The 17,900-nt window shown below is 69.8% G+C and carries 11 protein-coding genes; 8 read left to right on the top strand and 3 right to left on the bottom strand.

The genetic code is table 11. The features are described 5' to 3' along the window. Window positions 1–10 precede the first annotated feature (10 nt). On the bottom strand, window positions 11–1,609 hold the full coding sequence (locus ASG12_RS16805; protein ID WP_055792022.1) for a carboxylesterase/lipase family protein: 1,599 nt from the start codon (window positions 1,607–1,609) through the stop codon (window positions 11–13). Continuing rightward, a complete protein-coding gene (locus ASG12_RS16800) occupies window positions 1,606–2,217 on the bottom strand; it encodes a TetR/AcrR family transcriptional regulator (protein ID WP_055792018.1) in 612 nt (203 codons plus the stop codon). Before ASG12_RS16800 ends, ASG12_RS16805 begins: the two co-directional genes overlap by 4 nt. Before the next feature lie 164 nt (window positions 2,218–2,381). Between ASG12_RS16800 and ASG12_RS16795 the strand changes: the two genes are divergently transcribed. Then, window positions 2,382–3,776, top strand: a complete 1,395-nt coding sequence (locus tag ASG12_RS16795) for an HNH endonuclease signature motif containing protein (protein ID WP_055792016.1) — start codon at window positions 2,382–2,384, stop codon at window positions 3,774–3,776. 3 nt (window positions 3,777–3,779) lie between these two features. Here ASG12_RS16795 and ASG12_RS16790 read toward each other — a convergent pair whose 3' ends face one another. Continuing rightward, window positions 3,780–7,343: an indolepyruvate ferredoxin oxidoreductase family protein gene (locus ASG12_RS16790; RefSeq protein ID WP_055792013.1), complete on the bottom strand. Its 3,564-nt coding sequence runs from the start codon at window positions 7,341–7,343 to the stop codon at window positions 3,780–3,782. A 153-nt stretch (window positions 7,344–7,496) separates the two neighbouring features. On the opposite strand from ASG12_RS16790, the gene ASG12_RS16785 reads away from it, so the two are divergent. The 7 genes from ASG12_RS16785 to purH all read left to right on the top strand — a co-directional run bounded on the left by ASG12_RS16785 (window position 7,497) and on the right by purH (window position 17,852). After that, window positions 7,497–9,155 carry an AMP-binding protein gene (locus ASG12_RS16785; RefSeq protein WP_055792010.1) on the top strand — a complete coding sequence of 553 codons (1,659 nt, stop codon included), beginning with the start codon at window positions 7,497–7,499 and terminating at the stop codon, window positions 9,153–9,155. Beyond that, a complete protein-coding gene (locus ASG12_RS16780) occupies window positions 9,152–11,107 on the top strand; it encodes an acetoacetate--CoA ligase (RefSeq protein ID WP_055792007.1) in 1,956 nt (651 codons plus the stop codon). Before ASG12_RS16785 ends, ASG12_RS16780 begins: the two co-directional genes overlap by 4 nt. A 66-nt stretch (window positions 11,108–11,173) precedes the next feature. Continuing rightward, window positions 11,174–12,412, top strand: a complete 1,239-nt coding sequence (locus ASG12_RS16775; protein WP_055792003.1) for an acyl-CoA dehydrogenase family protein — start codon at window positions 11,174–11,176, stop codon at window positions 12,410–12,412. 222 nt (window positions 12,413–12,634) lie between these two features. Beyond that, window positions 12,635–13,963 (top strand): DUF5336 domain-containing protein, encoded by a 1,329-nt coding sequence (locus ASG12_RS21995; RefSeq protein WP_055792000.1) that lies wholly within the window; start codon window positions 12,635–12,637, stop codon window positions 13,961–13,963. Between the two features lie 78 nt (window positions 13,964–14,041). Beyond that, window positions 14,042–15,520 (top strand): cell division protein PerM, encoded by a 1,479-nt coding sequence (locus tag ASG12_RS16765; RefSeq protein ID WP_055791997.1) that lies wholly within the window; start codon window positions 14,042–14,044, stop codon window positions 15,518–15,520. A 182-nt stretch (window positions 15,521–15,702) separates the two neighbouring features. After that, window positions 15,703–16,293: a phosphoribosylglycinamide formyltransferase gene (purN, locus tag ASG12_RS16760; protein ID WP_443089104.1), complete on the top strand. Its 591-nt coding sequence runs from the start codon at window positions 15,703–15,705 to the stop codon at window positions 16,291–16,293. Continuing rightward, window positions 16,290–17,852, top strand: coding sequence for a bifunctional phosphoribosylaminoimidazolecarboxamide formyltransferase/IMP cyclohydrolase (gene purH, locus ASG12_RS16755; protein ID WP_082502078.1), 1,563 nt, complete (start codon window positions 16,290–16,292; stop codon window positions 17,850–17,852). The genes purN and purH overlap by 4 nt, the downstream gene beginning before the upstream one ends. Window positions 17,853–17,900 lie beyond the last annotated feature (48 nt).

Here is a 17,900-nt window from a genome sequence, read left to right as displayed (position 1 = left end):
CGCTCACGTGTCAGCGCACACCCATACCCGCCCAGAACGAACATTGGTGATCGGCGGCATGGTCAACGAGGCGAACGCCCGACGAGGTGAAGCCGAGGACGGGTGCCGACGCGGTGGTGGTGCGCGGCCAGGACGGCGCGTTCTGGGCCCTGGGAGTCCCCGTGTGCGCGAACGACGTCCAGTACTCGATCATCCTGCGCGACAACGAGGCCTGCGGGTCGTTCGGCACGAGGTTCTTTCCGAACAGGTCTAAGAGATAGGGCAGATCGTTCGCGTGGAATGCCGCCTTCGGGATCTGCGGTGACGAGCCGCCGCTCACGTTGGGTCCGGTCTCGTCGGAGAACTCATAGCTGAACACCGGCGCGTGTGCCGCGTACTGCTGTGCGGACCGTGTTGTCGGACAGGCCCAACCGGCATCGGTGAACGTACGGGCGAGCGCGGCCGGCGCGCCGGCGAAACGCGACAGCGGATACCGTTGCGCGACATCGTCGGCACGTGCGCCGTAGGCGGCCCGGAGATCGTTCGGGAACGACGCCGCGGTGTACGCGGTCGGCGTCGCCGCGAGCGCACCTGCGGTGAAGGCGTCGTTCTCGTCACGGTTGCCACCCGAGATCAGCGGTACGCGCAAGGTGTCACCCGAGGCGACGGCCTCGCGTGGGTCGCGGGGAAGCAATGGGGTCCCGTAAGCGAGGGTGTTGCTGAAGTTCTCGTCCTGGGTCAGCAGCCGCGCCGCGGGGAGCGCCCGCAGGCAGTCGACGGTCGAGGCGTTTAGGCATCCGAGGGTGCGGGCGGCCTCGGTCCCCGTCTTGATCGATTCCGCCGCCGAGACATACGGCCGTTCGACGGGCACGCCGGGGTAGATGGATCCGGTCGGGAACTCGAGCGCGCACGATCCCGACGAGATGATCGCCTTGTCGATCAGACCCCGCGCCGAAGGGGACGTCAGCGCCGCACACGCGGACATACCGCCCGCGGACTCGCCGAACAAGGTCACGTTGTCGGGGTCGCCGCCGAACGCGGCGGCGTTGCGCTGTACCCACCGCAGTGACTCGAGTTGGTCGGCGAGCCCGAAATCGCCACCGCCCGCCAGGTTCGGCAACCCGAGGTATCCGAAGATCCCCAGACGGTAGTTGATCGTCACCACCATGACGTCGCCGATGTCGGCGAGGCGCTGGGCGCCGTACGGCGAACCCGCGTCACGCGTGTACCCACCGCCGTGCCACCAGACCATCACCGGCAGGGAACGATCGGGCGTCGTCTTCCTGGGGGTGGTCACGTTCAGCGACAGGCAGTCCTCGTCGGGCGCAGGGAGTGTCGGCAGCGCTGCGGTCTGCTCGCACGGCGCTCCCGACCTCGTCGCGTCCACGCGGGCGTCGGGCGTGTCGACCGATGTGGGCAGCGTCCACCGCTTCGCGCCGGTGGGCGGCTGCGCGTACCGGACGCCGAGGAACTGCCGGGTGGTCGAGTCGGCTTTCCCCTGCAGCACGCCGCTGCTGGTCTCCACGCGCAGCGGTGCGTCGGTGGGGACCGAAGCGGGTCGGCCGTCGTCACCGCATGCCGCGGTGGCCATCACTGCGAGGACGGCGAGGGTGCAGAGGGTCTTTCTCATGACGTCTCCGATCGGGTCGCTGAGTCGAACAGGTTGCCGATCTCGCGACCCAGGCGGGTGGGATCGGCGCCGGCGGCCAACTGGCCGATGGCCGAATCGAGAACGGCACGAAGCGACGCGGCCATCACGTCCACATCGAACCGGCGGAACTCGCGTGTGCGCTGCCCGCGTCGCAGGATCACCGTCAGCTTCGCCATCTCGGCGGAGTGCTCGCCACGATCGTCACGTCCGACGGCGTCGACATCATCGGAGCGGTAGATCGCCGACAGCGCGGTCATCTCGTGGATGTGCCGGGCGTAGAAGGCGATGCTGCCGATGATCATCGCGCGTATGGCGGCGGCCGGTGTGCTCGCGCTCTGGACGGACGACTCGACCTCGTCGCGGCCGAGCGAGTAGACGTGCACCACCACCGCGTCGAGAAGGGCCGCACGATCGGCGAAGTGGTAGTTGATGACCCCGCGACTCACGCCCGCGCGTGCGGCGATGGCGACGAAGGTGGCTCCTGCGACACCGGTCTCGGCGAGCACCGTGATGGTCGCGTCGACGAGCTGCTGACGTCGCTTCTCCTGGATGAAGGTCGACGGCTTGGCTGTCGGTGTCGTGGCCACGGCTCGAACTTAGCGGTGATGTTCATAATTTGTCACCACTGTCAGAAAATGGCCCCGGTGCGTCGAATCGATGCGGATCTGTGGACGAAGTGCTCCTGTGGACAGAGTGCCGTGGCAGTTGTCGTCCGAGGTGGGTTGTCGGAGGGTGCCCCTACGCTGATGTCATGTTCGCGGGGGTGGATGTCACGGGGGTCGACGACCTGGTGGCTTCGCCGTCCGTCCGTATCGCGACGCAGATCGCGCAGGACGCTCAGCGGTCGGAGAACCGTTGCGCCGCAGCAAAGGTGATCGCCTCGGGTCGTCTGCATGCCATCAGGTTCGCGGCGATCTCGGCGGGCGAGGACGGGATGGGCCCGCAGTTCGGCAACATCGCCGACAAGGGCGCCACCGTCGAGGTGGCGACCGCGCTCGGGGTGTCGACGTCGAAGGCCACGACGATCATCGGGTTGTCGATTCTGCTCGACGACCTCCCAGACCTGCGCGCCGCATTTCTCCACGGCGACATGGACTTCTATCGCGTGAACATGATCGCCACCACCATCAGCGGCCACGAGCCGCTCGTACGCAAACAGCTCGAGGCCGAGGCCATCCGGCTCGACGCCGACACGGCGATGTCGCACCGACAACTCCGCGACAGGCTCGAGGAGATGTGCATCGAGCTCGATCCCGAGCAGGCCGCACGCGATCGACAGGACTTCGCCGAGCAGCAGGACTTCCGCGTGAAGCCCGACCGGCACGGCCACTCGGCGATCACCGGATGTGTTCCCGCGCAGGATGGCGTCGAGATCGACGGGCGCATCGCTGCGCTCGTCGCCACACTGTGCCCACGTGATCCGCGATCGATCGGGCAGAAGCGAGTCGCGGCACTCCTCGCGCTGAGCCGTGGCGCGACCACACTGTCCTGTTGGTGCGGTGCAGACCACTGCCCGAGTGCATCCGCAGATCCCTCGACCGCAGTGCTGCCGGCGCCGACCATGGTCGTGCTGCACACCGACGTAGCCACTGTTCTCGGCGCGCAGGGTTCGATGGCGCCGTGGATCGAGGGGCACGGCGCCATCGACCCCGCGCTGGCACGGTCCCTGTCGACCGATGCGCCGTGGCAGGTGCTCCACGACGACACCCTCCCCGCGCAGAATCCGACGCCGGCCTCAGGCGCCCGGCGGGGACCGCTCCAGCCCGCAGGAACTCTCGCCTGCATCCGCGCCGGCCACCATCAGACGGCCGGGCACACGCCGGCTCCCGGACCGCCCCGGGGTGCACTGACGTACGCGCCGTCGCAGTCGCTGCGGGACTGGATCAACGAACACGACGACCACTGCCGGTTCCCGTACTGCAACCAACCGCCCAGTGCCTGCGAGATCGACCACCAGATCCCGTTCGACCACACGAACCCGGCCGCCGGCGGGTGGACGATCAGGATCAACCTCGCGTTGCTGTGCGTGCTCCATCACCACGTGAAGACCGTTGGGCTCTGGCATGCCCACATGCACCCCGACCGGTCGATCACGTGGACCCACCGCGACACCGGTGCCGAGCTCACCACCCATCCGGTCCGCTGACGTTCAGACCCCCAGAGCACTCCTCTGCCGCGTCAGCTCCGCGCGATAGCGCTCGACGTTGGCCATCTTGATCGATTCGTATCCGCGCACCATGTCGGGGAGTTCGGCGAGTGCCACGGCGGCGTCGAGGCGGTCGCTGCCGATCGCCCCGCTCTGCAGTGCCGTGGTCATCCCGTCGAGGACCTCCCGGTACTCGACGATGAGCTCGCGCTCGGTACGGCGCACCTCGGCCCGACCGAACGGGTCGAGTCGGGTGCCCCGCAGCCTCTTCGCCCGCGCCAGACCCGAGAGCGCCGGTCGCGCCCAGCCGCCCAGCGACAGCTTGTTCCGCATGCCCATCGCCCGCAGCGTCGGCGGGTGCAACCGCACCGCGACCTTGGCGTCGTCGCCGAACTGGCCGGCGACCTCGGCCGCGAACGCGGCATCGGCCGTGAGGCGAGCCACCTCGTACTCGTCCTTGTAGGCCATCAGCTTGAACAGGTGGCGCACGACGGCGACCGTGAGACGCGAAGAGCCCAGGGCTGTCTCGGCCGCCCGGACCCGTTCGACGTCATCGAGGAAGGCCTGCGCGTAGCGCCGATCCTGATATGCGATCAGCTCGTCGACCCTCCGGAGCAGGAGTTCGCGCACCTCGTCGTCGAGATCGCCCAGCGGTGCGATCATCTCTCGTGCGGTGGCCGAGGGCTGCGCCACGACCGGCTTCGGGCGGCGTTGCGCGATCGCCTCGCGCACGGCGTCAGGCTCGGCGACCACGTGACGTCCGCGTCGGAACGCCTGCAGGTTGGCGGCCACCGCGACACCGTTGAGCTCGATCGCCCGTTCCAGTGACTCGGCCGAGATCGCCAGCGCGCCTGTCTGGTACGCCGCCCCGACCATCAGCATGTTGGCGTACTGCTCGTCGCCGAACAGGTCGGTGGCCAACGCCATGGGGTCGAGGTACACCGCCCGACCGGTCGCGCGGTCGATCGCGTCGTGGATCTGCTGGTCGGAGGGGAAGCCGACGGAGGTGTCGACGACCATGGCGCCGGTCGGGATCGCGCTGGTGGACACGACGGCTGTCGTCCGGTCCGGACTCGCCACCTTCAGGTTCACGGGGTCGGCGCCGACGAGCGGATCACACGACAGGTACAGGTCGCAGTCACCGGAGGCGATCTTCGCCGCCTGCTCGATCGGGCCGTCGGGTGTCGGGGGCCCGATCTTGACGTCGCTCACCACCGCGCCGCCCTTCTGGGCCAGACCGGTCATGTCGACGGTGCGTGCGTCGTGACCGTCGAGGACACCCGCGGTGGCGAGCACCTGCGACACCGTGACGACACCGGTGCCGCCGATACCCGTCACCCGCAGGCGGAAGCCGGCGGTCGCGGTGCGCCGGTGTGCCGGTTCGGCCACCGAGTCGGCCGCGAGATCATCGACGGCCGAGCGACGGGTCGGCGCGGTTCCGGGTGTCACGGTCACGAACGACGGGCAGTCGCCTTTGAGGCACGAGAAGTCGAGGTTGCACGAGCTCTGGTCGATGTGGGTCTTGCGCCCGAACTCGGTGTCCACCGGGTGCACCGACAGGCAGTTGGACGTCTCGCCGCAGTCGCCGCATCCCTCGCAGATGCGTTCGTTGATCATCACGCGCTGGGTTGGGACCGGCGCCGTGCCGCGCTTGCGCTTTCGGCGCTTCTCGGCCGCGCAGTGCTGATCGTGCACCAGAACGGTGACGCCCGAGACCGCGGCCAGCTCGTTCTGCACCTCGAGCATGTCGTCGCGGTGTCGGACGGTCACCCCGACCGGGAGTCCCAGCGCGCGGGTGCGGGTCGGGTCGTCGGAGGTGACCACGACGCGGCGAACCCCTTCGGCGAGCAGCAGTGCCGTCAGTTGCGGCAGTCCCTGCGCGCCGACGGCGTCCTGACCGCCGGTCATCGCGACGGTGCCGTTGTAGAGCAACTTGTAGGTGATGTTCTCGCCGGAGGCCACGGCGTAGCGCAGCGCGAGCGACCCCGAGTGCATGAATGTGCCGTCGCCGACGTTCTGCACGAAGTGGCGTTCGGTGAGGAAGGGCGCCATGCCCAACCACTGCGCGCCCTCCCCACCCATCTGGGTGACGCCGGTGACGTCACCGACCTGCGCCGGGTCCATCAGCAGAACCATGGCGTGGCAACCGATCCCGGCTCCGACGAGGGTGTCGTCGGAGACCTTCGTGGAGCTGTTGTGCGGGCACCCCGAACAGAAGTAGGGGCTGCGGACGGCGAGCGGCAGTTCGATGCGGGTGCGCTTGCGGCTCTGCCGGTCGATCCAATCGACCGCGGCGGGCACGTGGTGGCGTCGCGCGAGGCGCGATGCCAGTCCGCGGACCACCGCGTCGATGTCGAGTTCCCCGAACCGCGAGAACAGGGTGGACCCGTCCTCGTTCGTCTTGCCGACGATCGCCGGGGCGTCCGCCTGGCGAAAGAGGATGTCACGCATCATCGTCTCGATGAAATCGCGCTTCTCCTCCACGACGATCACCTCGTCGAGACCGGCCACGAACTCGTCGAGGATCTGTCGCTCGAACGGGTAGACCATGCCGAGCTTCAGGATCCGGATCCCCAGCGCGCCCAGCTCATCGTCGCCGACACCGATGAGTCGCAACGCCTCCCGCACGTCGAGGTAGGTCTTGCCCGCGGCAACGATGCCGATGCGGTCGTCGCCGGTCCGCGCGACGATCCGGTTCAACCGGTTGAGTCGCGCGTACTCCTCGGCGCGCGGCTTGCGGATGGTCAGTTGGTTCTGTTCGAGCTCCATCAGGTTCGCGCCGAGCAGCTTGCCGCTCGGGATGTGCGGGCTGGTCCCCAGATCGCCGTACACCGGCACGATCCGGTCGGGGTCGACGACCGCGGTCGAGGCGCCGTCGGCGACGTGGGCGGAGATCTTCATCGACGTCCACAGGCCCGACACCCGCGACATCATCGCCGCGTGGATGCCGAAGTCGAGGATGTCCTGCGAGTCGGCGGGATACAGGATCGGCATGTACAGATCGGCCAGCGCCATCTCCGACGCGCACGGGACGGTGGAGCTCTTCGCACCCGGATCGTCGCCGACGAGAGCCACTGCGCCCCCGTGGTGGTCTGTGCCGATGAGGTTCGCGTGACGTAGTGCGTCCGACGCGCGGTCGAGACCGGGTGCCTTGCCGTACCAGTACCCGACGACGCCGTCGCGGACATCGCCGCCGGCGTCGGCGGCGAGGTGGCCGACCCGGGCGGCGACCTGTGAACCCATCACCGAGGTCGCGGCGAGTTCCTCGTTCAGGGCCGGGCGGTGGGTGATGTCCCACGGTTCGAGGTGCCGGCGGCGGCGGGCGATCTCGAGGTCGTAGCCGGCAAGTGGGGATCCCTCGTAGCCGGAGATGAACGACGCGGTGTGGAGGCCGGTGCGGCGATCGAGCCGGGAGCGGTCTGCGACCATGCGGACCAGCGCCTGGATGCCGGTGAGGTAGATCGTGCCGGACTCGCGGGTGTAGCGGTCGTCGAGCGAGAACGCGGTCGCACCGTCGCGGTGCGGGTCGGTCGGGCCGTCGTTGCGGCGGTCGGTTGCGAGGGTCATAGGGGTCACCTGGGCCTTTGCGTATGTGTCCGGCCGCGGCCCCGGGGGTGGTGGGGACGGCCGTCCTTTGTGTTCGGTGAGTCACCGAGTGTTGGTGACACCACCGTAGGCGGCGATCGTGACGTGTGTCACGTCGGGATGCATCATGTCGGTATGACCGAGTCCTCCGTCCCGTCCGCCCCCGAGCCCTCATACGCGCGCGGCGAGGCACGACCGCCTCTGCTCGAGACGACCATCCCCGCGAACCTCGCCGCCACGGTCGCCCGCGTCCCCGACAACGACGCGCTCATCGACTGCGCGGCCGATCGGCGGTGGACCTATCGCGAGTTCGCCGCGACCGTGCACGCCCTCGCCGCCGGCCTGTACGCGCAGGGCCTGCGCCCGGCCGACCGCCTCGGACTGTGGTCGCCGAACCGGTGGGAATGGGTGGTCACCCAGTACGCGTGCGCCGAGATCGGCGTCATCCTCGTCAACCTCAACCCCGCGTACCGGCAGCGCGAGATCGAGTACGCACTCGTCCAGTCGGGGGCGTCGACGGTCATCGCGGCGCCGTCGTTCAAGGATTCCGACTACCGCGCCATGCTCGCCACCGCGCGTGCGTCGTGTCCGGAACTGCGCGAGGTCGTCGTGATGGGTGACCTGGAGTGGGACGAGTTGCTCGCCACACCGACGGCGGAGGCGTCGGCGGCGGTCGCCGAGGTGACGGCGGGGCTCTCGGCCGATGACCCGATCAACATCCAGTACACGTCGGGGACAACGGGTTTCCCGAAGGGCGCGACGTTATCGCATCGGAACATCGGCAACAACGGGTACCTCGTCGGGGAGCTGTGCGGGTATACCGCCGACGACCGGATTGCGATCCCGGTGCCGTTCTATCACTGCTTCGGCATGGTGATGGGCAATCTCGCGGCGACGAGTCACGGTGCCGCGATGGTGATCCCCGCCCCGGCTTTCGACCCGGCGGCGACCCTGCGTGCGGTCGAGCAGCACAGGTGTACCAGTCTGTACGGTGTGCCGACCATGTTCATCGCCGAGCTCGCCCTCCTCGATTCGCCAGACGCCGACGACCACGACCTGTCGTCGTTGCGCACCGGGATCATGGCGGGATCGCCGTGTCCGGAACACGTGATGCGCCAGGTGGTCACGCGGATGAACATGGACGAGGTGTCGATCTGCTACGGCATGACCGAGACGTCGCCGGTCTCGACGCAGACCCGCACCGACGACTCCCTCGACCGCCGTGTCGGCACGGTCGGGCGCGTGGGTCCGCACCTCGAGATCAAGATCGTCGACGGCGACGACGCCATCGTCGACCGTGGGGTCGCCGGCGAGTTCTGCACCCGCGGGTACAGCGTGATGAGCGGCTACTGGGACGAGCCGGCGAAGACGGCCGAGGTGCTCGGCGACGACGGGTGGATGCACACCGGCGACATCGCCGTGATGGACGACGACGGCTACGTGCAGATCACCGGGCGGATCAAGGACATGGTGATCCGGGGCGGCGAGAACATCTATCCCCGCGAGATCGAGGAATTCCTCTACACCCACCCCGACATCCTCGACGCCCAGGTGATCGGCGTCCCCGACGAGCGCTACGGCGAGGAGATCATGGCGTGGGTCCGCCTGCGTGAGGGTGCGCCCGCGATGACGGCGGAATCGTTGCGGGAGTTCGCGTCCGGGGTGATCGCGAAACACAAGATCCCGAGGTACGTGCATGTCGTCGAGGAGTTCCCCATGACCGTGACCGGGAAGGTGCGCAAGGTGGTGATGCGCGAGCAGGCCGCGCAGATGCTCGGGGTGAGCGCTCGATGACCACGGCGATCGAACGGTTCGCCGCCCGGCTCCCCGACGGTGTCGGGGGCGACTACGCCGCGATGTGGCAGTGGTCGATCGACGAGCCGGCACGATTCTGGCGCGCGCTCTGGGATTTCTTCGAGCTCGACAACCGCGGCGCACCACTGGGTTCCGATGCCGACGCCGTCCTCCCGGACCCGGGGATGCCCGGGGCCCGATGGTTCCCCGGCGTCGAGCTGAACTACGTCGACGAGGTCCTGCGGCACGCCCGGGACGCGAACGGGCCCGCGCTCGTCGGGATCGACGAGGCAGGGGAGCGGACGGTCGTCGACCGCGCCGACCTGCCCGGACAGATCGGCGCTCTCGCCGCCGCACTCGCCGATGCCGGCGTGGGGCGCGGCGACGTGGTCGTCGGCTATTTGCCCGACGTCGTCGAGGCCATGACCGTCTTCCTCGCGACCGCGTCGCTCGGCGCCATCTGGTCGGGCTGCGGCGCCGACTACGCGCCCGACGGTGCCGCCGCCCGTCTCGGCCAGCTCGATCCGAGCGCACTGATCGTCGCGAACGGCTATCGCTACAACGGCAAGTGGATCGACAAACGTTCCCACGTCGACGAACTCGTCGCCGCGCTGCCGACGCTGCGCGCGATCGTCACCGTGCACATCGAGGGCGGCCCCGAACTGTCCAGCGGCGGATGGGGCGAGGTCACGGTCGTCGATCACGCCGCCGTCGTCGCCGAGCCCCGCACCCCGCAGGTCACCGACGTCGCCTTCGACCACCCGCTGTGGGTGCTCTTCAGCTCCGGGACCACCGGCCGCCCGAAGGGCATCGTCCACGGCCACGGCGGCGTCGTGCTCGAACACCTCAAGGTCATCTCCCTGCACTCCGACCTCGGTCCGGGAGACGTCTTCTTCTGGCAGACCGCGCTCAGCTGGATGATGTGGAACTACCGGGTCGCCGGATTGCTCTGCGGCGCAACGGTGATCTGCTATTCGGGCTCCCCGCTGTATCCCGACGCCGACCGGCTGTGGTCGCTGCTGGAGCGCGAGGGCGTCACCTACTTCGGGACCAGTCCCGGCCAGCTGCAGGCCTCCCGCAAGGCGGGACTGCACCCCGGCACCGATCACGACCTGCACCGCCTCGCGACCCTGGGCAGCACCGGCTCGACGCTGGCCGCCGACCTGTTCGACTGGGTCGACGAGAACGTCGGCGCCGACGTCGCGGTGTCGTCGGTCAGCGGCGGCACCGACGTCGTCACCGCCTTCGCCGGGGGATCGGTCGGTGAGCCGGTGGTCCCCGGCGAACTCTCGGTGCGCTATCTCGGTGTGGCCCTGCACAGCTGGGCGCCCGACCGGACCGAACTCATCGACGAGGTCGGGGAGATGGTCATCACCACCCCGATGCCGTCGATGCCGGTGTCGTTCTGGGCCGATGACGACGGCAGCCGCTACCGCGCTGCCTATTTCGAGCACGAGTGGGATCAAGGTCCGGCGCCGGGGGTGTGGCGTCACGGCGACTGGGTGACGGTGACCGACCGCGGGTCGGTCGTGATCCACGGACGCAGCGACGCGACGCTCAACCGCCACGGCATCCGCATGGGATCGGCCGACATCTACGAGGTCGTCGAGGCCATCCCCGAGGTCGCCGAGGCCTTCGTCCTCGGTGTCGACGGACCCGACGGCGCCTACTGGATGCCGCTGTTCCTCACTCTCGTCGACGGCGCCGTCCTCGACGACGCGCTCATCGCGCGCATCGCCTCCGACGTCCGCACACGCCTGTCCCCGCGGCACGTCCCCGACGAGGTGATCGAGGCCCCCGGCATCCCGCACACCCGCACCGGCAAGAAGCTCGAGGTCCCGGTCACCGGGATCCTGGCCGGCCGCACCGACGTCGCGATCGACCCGCGGTCGATGGACGATCCGTCACTGCTGGAGTGGTTCACCGCCCAGGGGACCGCCCACCGCTGGTGAGCGGGGTTGGACTCAGCGCGCGCGCAACGGGTCACAGACGCCTGTTCGGTTGCTGTCATGTCCTCCATGACTTCCACCCTTTCCCGTGACACCACCGTCCACCCCGACCGCAGCGCCTGGACCGAGACGCCGAGCGACTCCGCCGGCTGGATCCGACGCGCCCACGAGGTCGCCTCGATCCTCGCCGCCGACGCCGTCGAGCGTGACCGCGCCGGCGCGACCCCGCACGCCGAGGTCGCCCTGCTCAAGGAGTCGGGCCTGGTCACCCTCCTCGGCCCCGTCGAGCACGGCGGAGGTGGCCAGAACTGGGTCACCGCCTACGAGGTGATCCGTGCCGTCGCCGCCGGCGACGGATCCATCGGCCAGCTCCTGGGCTACCACCTGCTCTGGTTCTGGGCGGCGCGGCTCGTCGGGACACGCGAGCAGATCGAGGCCGTGGAAACCGCGGCGACCCAGAACAAGTGGTTCTTCGGAGGCGCGGTCAACCCCCGCGACAGCGACGTGACGATCACCGACAACGGCGACACCATCAGCTACACCGGCCGCAAGTCGTTCTCGACCGGCTCGCACGTCTCCGACGTCACCGTCCTCGAGGGCGTCCTCGAGACCACCGGTGCCCACATCTTCGCGATCGTGCCCAGCAACAGCGAGGGCCTCACCTTCCACCACGACTGGGACAACCTCGGCCAGCGCCTCACCGAGAGCGGCAGCGTCACCATCGACAACGTCACCACCGAGTGGGCGTCGGCGGCCGGGTTCGTGGACAAGGAATTCCAGCCGCGCGTCTACAACACCCTCAACGTGCCGATCATCCAGTTGGTGTTCATCAACTTCTACCTCGGCATCGCCCGCGGCGCCCTGCAGACCGCCGCCGACTACACCCGCGACACCACCCGCCCGTGGCTGCACGGGGGATTCGACCGCGCCGTCGACGAGCCGTACGTCATCGACACCTACGGCGACCTGACCACGAAGCTGTGGGCCGCCGAGGCGCTCGCCGACGCCGTGGCCGTCGAGCAGCAGAAGATCCACGACAACGCGTGGGACGTCACCGCCTCCGAGCGCGGCGCCCACGAGGTGCGGGTCGCCGCCGCGAAGGCCGCCGCCACCGACGTCGCACTCGAGATCACCACGCGCATCTTCGAGGTCACCGGTGCCCGGTCGACCTCGTCGAAGGTGGGTCTCGACCTGTTCTTCCGCAACGTCCGGACGCACACGCTCCACGACCCGGTCGCCTACAAGCGTCGCGAGGTCGGTCGTCACCAGCTGATCGGTGAACTGCCCGAACCGACCTGGTACAGCTGAGACCCGGCGCATCTCGACCACTGACCCAGTCCGCCCGACACGACCGGTGAACCCGCCGGTCGTGTCGGGTTTCGTCGATGTCAGAGGGGTTGCTCGCGGACATCGGTACGTTAGCGTGGGCAGCGATGATCGACCGCCGGCCGATCGCGGGAACGCGGTCGCCTGAGGTCACGAGTGCACCAACGCGGTCACACGCGAACGAATCCGGTGAGGAGACACCACATGACGTATCAATCCGGCGGGGGCCACGACCGACCAGGCTCGGGATCGACACCCGCGAGCGGCTCGGAGTACGGGACCCCGGGTTCCTACGGCCAGCAGTGGGGCCAGCAGGGCTACCCCCAGGGTTACGGGCAGCAGCCCGGCCAGCAGCCCGGCCAGCAGACGGGGCAGCCCACCTACGGCCAGCCCGGTCAGCAGGGATACCAGGGCTACGGCCAGCAGTCCGGCGCGCAGGGGGGCGGTCAGCAGGGTTACGGACAGCCGCAGCAGCCCGGTCAGCAGGGCTACGGTCAGCAGCCGACCTACGGCCAGCCCGGCCAGCAGGGGTACCAGGGGTACGGCCAGCAGCCCGCACAGCAGGGCGCCGGTCAGCAGGGGTACGGCCAGCAGCCCGGCCACCAGGGCGCCGGTCAGCAGGGATACGGCCAGCAGCCGTGGGGCCAGCAGGCCTGGGGGCAGGGCGCCCAAGGCGGCCAGCAGCCGTGGGGTCAGCCCGCGCCGGTGAAGACACCGAGCCAGGGCCTGCCCGCGGCGATCGGCACCTACCTCGTCTACATCCTGACCGCGCTCGGCCTGGTGAACCTGTTCCTCGGCTTCGCGAACGGCATCAGCTTCGGTGACACGGCCGGCAGCAGCACGCTGTTCCAGTCGATCATCGGCGTGCCGCTGCTCGTGCTCGCCGGGGCCGGTCTGATCGCCGGCACCACCTTGCTGCCGAACATCACCGCGAAGGTCTCCCATGTCGTCGCGCCACTGTCGGTGGTCGCCGCTCTCATGGCGCTCTTCCAGATCGTGACCCTGCCCGAGGGCGTCAGCGCAGGCATCGGCTCGATCCTGCTGCTGGTGTTCGGCCTCATCCAGGCCGTCGTGGCCGTCGTCCTCCTGCTCGTCGACGCGAAGGTCCTCAAGACCGCGCCCGTGCAGGGCTCGGCCGGCCAGGGCGCCGACACCACCGCCGACACCGGACGCCAGTCGACCACCGCCGACTCGGCCGCGCAGACCACCGTCACCCCGTCGGCCTACGGCTACGGCCAGTCGACAGGCCAGTCGACCGGTTCCGCCGACGGGCACACCGGCGGTTCGGCGAGCCAGACCGCCGCCACCCCGGCGCAGGGGCAGTCGGCCCAGGCGCAGCCGTCGCAGACCGCTCAGCCGACCTACGGTCAGTCGGCGGGCACCACCGAGTCCGGCGCGGGCGCGTCGGCGACCGGCGGCGACGCCGCGAGCGGGCTGCCCACCGCGGGAACGCAGCCCGGTCCCTCGCCGTACGGCGAGCGCACCACCTCGTTCCAGAGCCCGGAACACCCGGGGTCGTCGGACGCACGCTGATCCACCCGGTCGGGCGCGTCGAGGTGACTCGGCGCGCCTGACCCAGGTCAGGGCCCTTCGGTGACACCCTGATCGTCGATGGTCATCTCCACCGGCGACACCCTGTCCACCCGTCTGCGGGAACTGCGCCGTGCGCAACGTCGACACGACGCGCACAGTGCCGGTTCCACGCGCGAACTCGTCGTCGTCGCCTTCGGTGTCGGCGCCGCGACGATGCTGCTCATCGTCGTCCTCGCCCTCGCGTCCCTGCTCGCCGCGGACAGCTCACTCACCGGGTTGACCGCCGCCGCCGGCGCCATGTGGCTCTCCGCCCACCAGGTCCCGCTGACCATCAGCGAGGTGACCATCGGCATCCTCCCGCTGCTGCCGACGCTGGCGATCGTCGCGATCGTCGCCCGTGTGACCGCCGGCGCCGCATCTCGCCGCGGACGCTCCGAGATCGCCGCGGTCCTCCTCGCCGCCGTCGCGGGACCCCTCCTCATCACCGTCCTGAGCCTCGCCCTCGTGATGGACGGCTCCACCGTCCTCACCGTGGCGAGCCCGAACGTCCTCCTCGCGCTGACCTGCACCGTCGCGGTGCACGGCGTCGGCGCCGGCATCGGTGTCTGCCACGGCCGGTGGGCAGAGATCGGCGCACGACTCGGTGTCGCCGACTGGGCGCCGAACGCGCTGCGCGCCGCCGCGGTCGCGGTGATCGGCCTGCTGAGCGCGGGCGCACTCCTGCTCGTGGCGCGGCTGGTCTGGCAGTTCTCGGTCGTCGGCGACGTCCTCACGCAGGGCAACGGTGTCGCCGGGGCGCTCGGACTCACCGTCCTGTCGATCCTCTACCTGCCCAACATGGTGATCGGTGCGGCCGCGGTCCTCGTGGGCGCCGACGCCCACATCGGTACCGCCGGCGGCGACCTGTTCTCTGCGCACGGTGGGTCGGTGCCCCCGCTGCCGATCGCCGCCGTCCTGCCCTCGACGGTGTCGGCGCCCGCGCCCGGCCTGATGGTCCTCACCGCGATCGTCGCGATCGTCGCCGCCCGCCGGGCGTCGCATGTCGACCCGATGCGCGCCACCCGGACCGTCGCCGCGACCGCCGGTCTCGCCGCCGTCGCGATGGTGCTGCTCACCTGGATCGGTGGCGGCGAACTCGGTGAACTGGGCTCCGCCGGTGCGACGGTGCCCGCCACCGGTGTCTTCACCTTCGGCTGGTTCGCCGTCGTCGGCATGGTCGTGACCCTCGTGCACGGCCTCCTGCCGTCGACCCGCGCCGCACGCCGCGCCTGGTACGCCGGCGATGACGGGGTCGCGGATCTGGATGCCGATCTCGACGGCGAGGACCTCGAGTACGACGACCGAGACCTCGACACCGACGACCTCGACCCGGATCACCTCGACACCGACGATCACGACGTGGTGAGCCCCGTCGCGGCGGAGGCGGTCGACCTCGACGCCGAAGGCCGCGACGCCTTCCCGGGTGACGACGACCCGACCGTGGAGGTCGAGCCGGTACGCGCACCGGCGTCGATGGTGTTCGGCGTGCAGTACACCGACCCCGACCGTCGCGGCTGATCGTCGGCTGACGCGGTTCCGGGCGCGCGTCCGGCTGGGGTGGCATCCGGTGGATTCGCCGACCGGACAGCCCACTAGTCTCGGAAGCGCCACGAGCTCCGACCGCCGCATCGCGGACGGACTCGACACGCCATCGCGAGGAGTCGACCCTGAACGCCACGTCACCCGACGGCCGCCCCGCGGTGGTCGTGCTGGCCTCGGGTACGGGTTCGCTGCTCGCGGCGATCATCGACGCCACCTCGGCCCCGAACTTTCCCGCACGGATCACCGGCGTCGTCGTCGATCGTGACTGCCGTGCCGCCGAGCTCGCCGGTGCGGCGGGAATCGAGCTGCGCCGCTGCGTCGTCGCCGATCACGCCGACCGCGCGGCCTGGGACGTCGCGCTCACCGACGTCGTCGCCGACCTCGGCGCCGATCTGGTCGTCACCGCGGGGTTCATGAAGATCCTCGGTGCGGTGTTCCTCGAGCGGTTCGCCGGGCGGATCATCAACTCCCATCCCGCGTTGCTGCCGTCGTTCCCCGGTGCGCATGCCGTTCGCGACGCGCTCGCGCACGGCGTGAAGGTGACCGGCGCGACGGTGCACCTCGTCGACGACGGTGTCGACACCGGCCCCATCCTCGCGCAGGCGCCGGTGATGATCGACGACACCGACGACGAGTTCTCCCTGCACGATCGCATCAAGACCGTCGAGCGTGTCCTGCTGGTGCAGGTCATCGCCTCGTTTGTGACCAGAGCTGTTGTGTCCGAAGGACGAAAGGTTCGTTTCTCGTGAGTGAAGGCCCCCGTATCCCCATCCGTCGCGCGCTGATCAGCGTGTACGACAAGGCCGGTCTCGCTGACCTCGCCGCCGCGCTGCACGGTGCGGGGGTGGAGATCGTGTCCACCGGGTCGACGGCGAAGACGATTGCCGCCGAGGGTGTCCCGGTGATCGAGGTGTCCGACCTCACCGGCTTCCCGGAATGCCTCGACGGTCGCGTGAAGACCCTGCACCCGCGGGTGCACGCGGGGATCCTCGCCGACTCCCGCAAGCAGTCGCACCGCGATCAGCTCGCCGACCTCGAGATCGCGCCGTTCGACCTCGTCGTGGGCAACCTGTACCCGTTCTCGGCGACCGTCGCCTCCGGCGCCGGGTTCGACGAGTGTGTCGAGCAGATCGACATCGGCGGTCCGTCGATGGTGCGGGGTGCGGCGAAGAACCACCCCTCGGTGGCCGTGGTCGTCGACCCGTCGGACTACGCGCAGGTGATCGCGGCGGTCGGCGACGGTGGTTTCACCCTCGCCGAGCGGACCTCCCTGGCCGCGAAGGCGTTCGCGCACACCGCAGAATACGATGTCGCGGTGGCCGGTTGGTTGGCCGCGCAGCTCGCCGGCGATGCCGCACCGGCGTGGACCGGCCGCTCCTGGACCCTCTCTGCGCCCCTGCGGTACGGCGAGAACCCGCACCAATCCGCCGCCCTCTATGTCGACGGCACCGGCACCGGTGGCCTCGCCCGCGCCGAGCAGCTGCACGGCAAGGAGATGAGCTACAACAACTACACCGACGCCGACGCCGCCTGGCGCGCCGCGCATGATTTCGACCGCCCCGCGGTCGCGATCATCAAGCACGCCAACCCCTGTGGCATCGCCGTAGCCGGCGAGGCCGGCGACATCGCCGAGGCCCACCGCAAGGCGCACGAGTGTGACCCCGTGAGCGCCTACGGCGGCGTCATCGCGACCAACACCTCGGTGAGCGTCGCGATGGCCGAGCAGGTGGCCGAGATCTTCACCGAGGTCCTCGTCGCGCCCGGCTTCGACGACGGCGCGCTCGGGGTGCTGACCCGGAAGAAGAACATCCGGATCCTGCTGGCGACCCCGCCGGAGCGGGCGGGCAACGAGCTCCGTCCCATCTCGGGTGGCCTCCTGGTGCAGCAGCGCGACATCGTCGACGCCGACGGCGACGATCCGCAGAACTGGCAGCTCGCCACCGGTGAACCGGCCGACGCCGCCACCCTCGCCGATCTGCAGTTCGCCTGGCGTGCATGCCGTTCAGTGAAGAGCAACGCCATCCTGCTGGCCTCGGATGGTGCGTCGGTCGGCGTCGGCATGGGTCAGGTCAACCGCGTCGACTCCGCGCACCTCGCCGTCCAGCGCGCCGGTGACCGTGCCGCGGGGAGCGTCGGTGCGTCGGATGCGTTCTTCCCGTTCCCCGATGGTCTGCAGGTGCTGACCGCCGCCGGTGTCCGCGCCATCGTGCAGCCCGGCGGGTCGATCCGCGACAACGAGGTCATCGACGCCGCCGCCGAGGCCGGTGTCACCCTCTACCTCACCGGATCTCGGCACTTCGCCCACTGAGATCTTTCGCGCTCCACTTTCCGAGTCGCGCGCCACTTGTACGTGGAG

This window comes from Williamsia sp. Leaf354 (assembly GCF_001424365.1).
Classification (GTDB): domain Bacteria; phylum Actinomycetota; class Actinomycetes; order Mycobacteriales; family Mycobacteriaceae; genus Williamsia_A.
The sequence above is the reverse complement of the archived record's forward strand: the minus strand, read 5'-3'. Positions and strand labels throughout refer to the sequence as shown.

Coding starts and splice junctions, on each gene's coding strand:
- ASG12_RS16775 (WP_055792003.1), top strand. CDS start 11,174: ATGACTTCCACCCTTTCCCGTGACACCACCGTCCACCCCGACCGCAGC.
- ASG12_RS16765 (WP_055791997.1), top strand. CDS start 14,042: ATGGTCATCTCCACCGGCGACACCCTGTCCACCCGTCTGCGGGAACTG.
- ASG12_RS16780 (WP_055792007.1), top strand. CDS start 9,152: ATGACCACGGCGATCGAACGGTTCGCCGCCCGGCTCCCCGACGGTGTC.
- ASG12_RS16795 (WP_055792016.1), top strand. CDS start 2,382: ATGTTCGCGGGGGTGGATGTCACGGGGGTCGACGACCTGGTGGCTTCG.
- ASG12_RS21995 (WP_055792000.1), top strand. CDS start 12,635: ATGACGTATCAATCCGGCGGGGGCCACGACCGACCAGGCTCGGGATCG.
- ASG12_RS16785 (WP_055792010.1), top strand. CDS start 7,497: ATGACCGAGTCCTCCGTCCCGTCCGCCCCCGAGCCCTCATACGCGCGC.
- ASG12_RS16805 (WP_055792022.1), bottom strand. CDS start 1,609: ATGAGAAAGACCCTCTGCACCCTCGCCGTCCTCGCAGTGATGGCCACC.
- ASG12_RS16790 (WP_055792013.1), bottom strand. CDS start 7,343: ATGACCCTCGCAACCGACCGCCGCAACGACGGCCCGACCGACCCGCAC.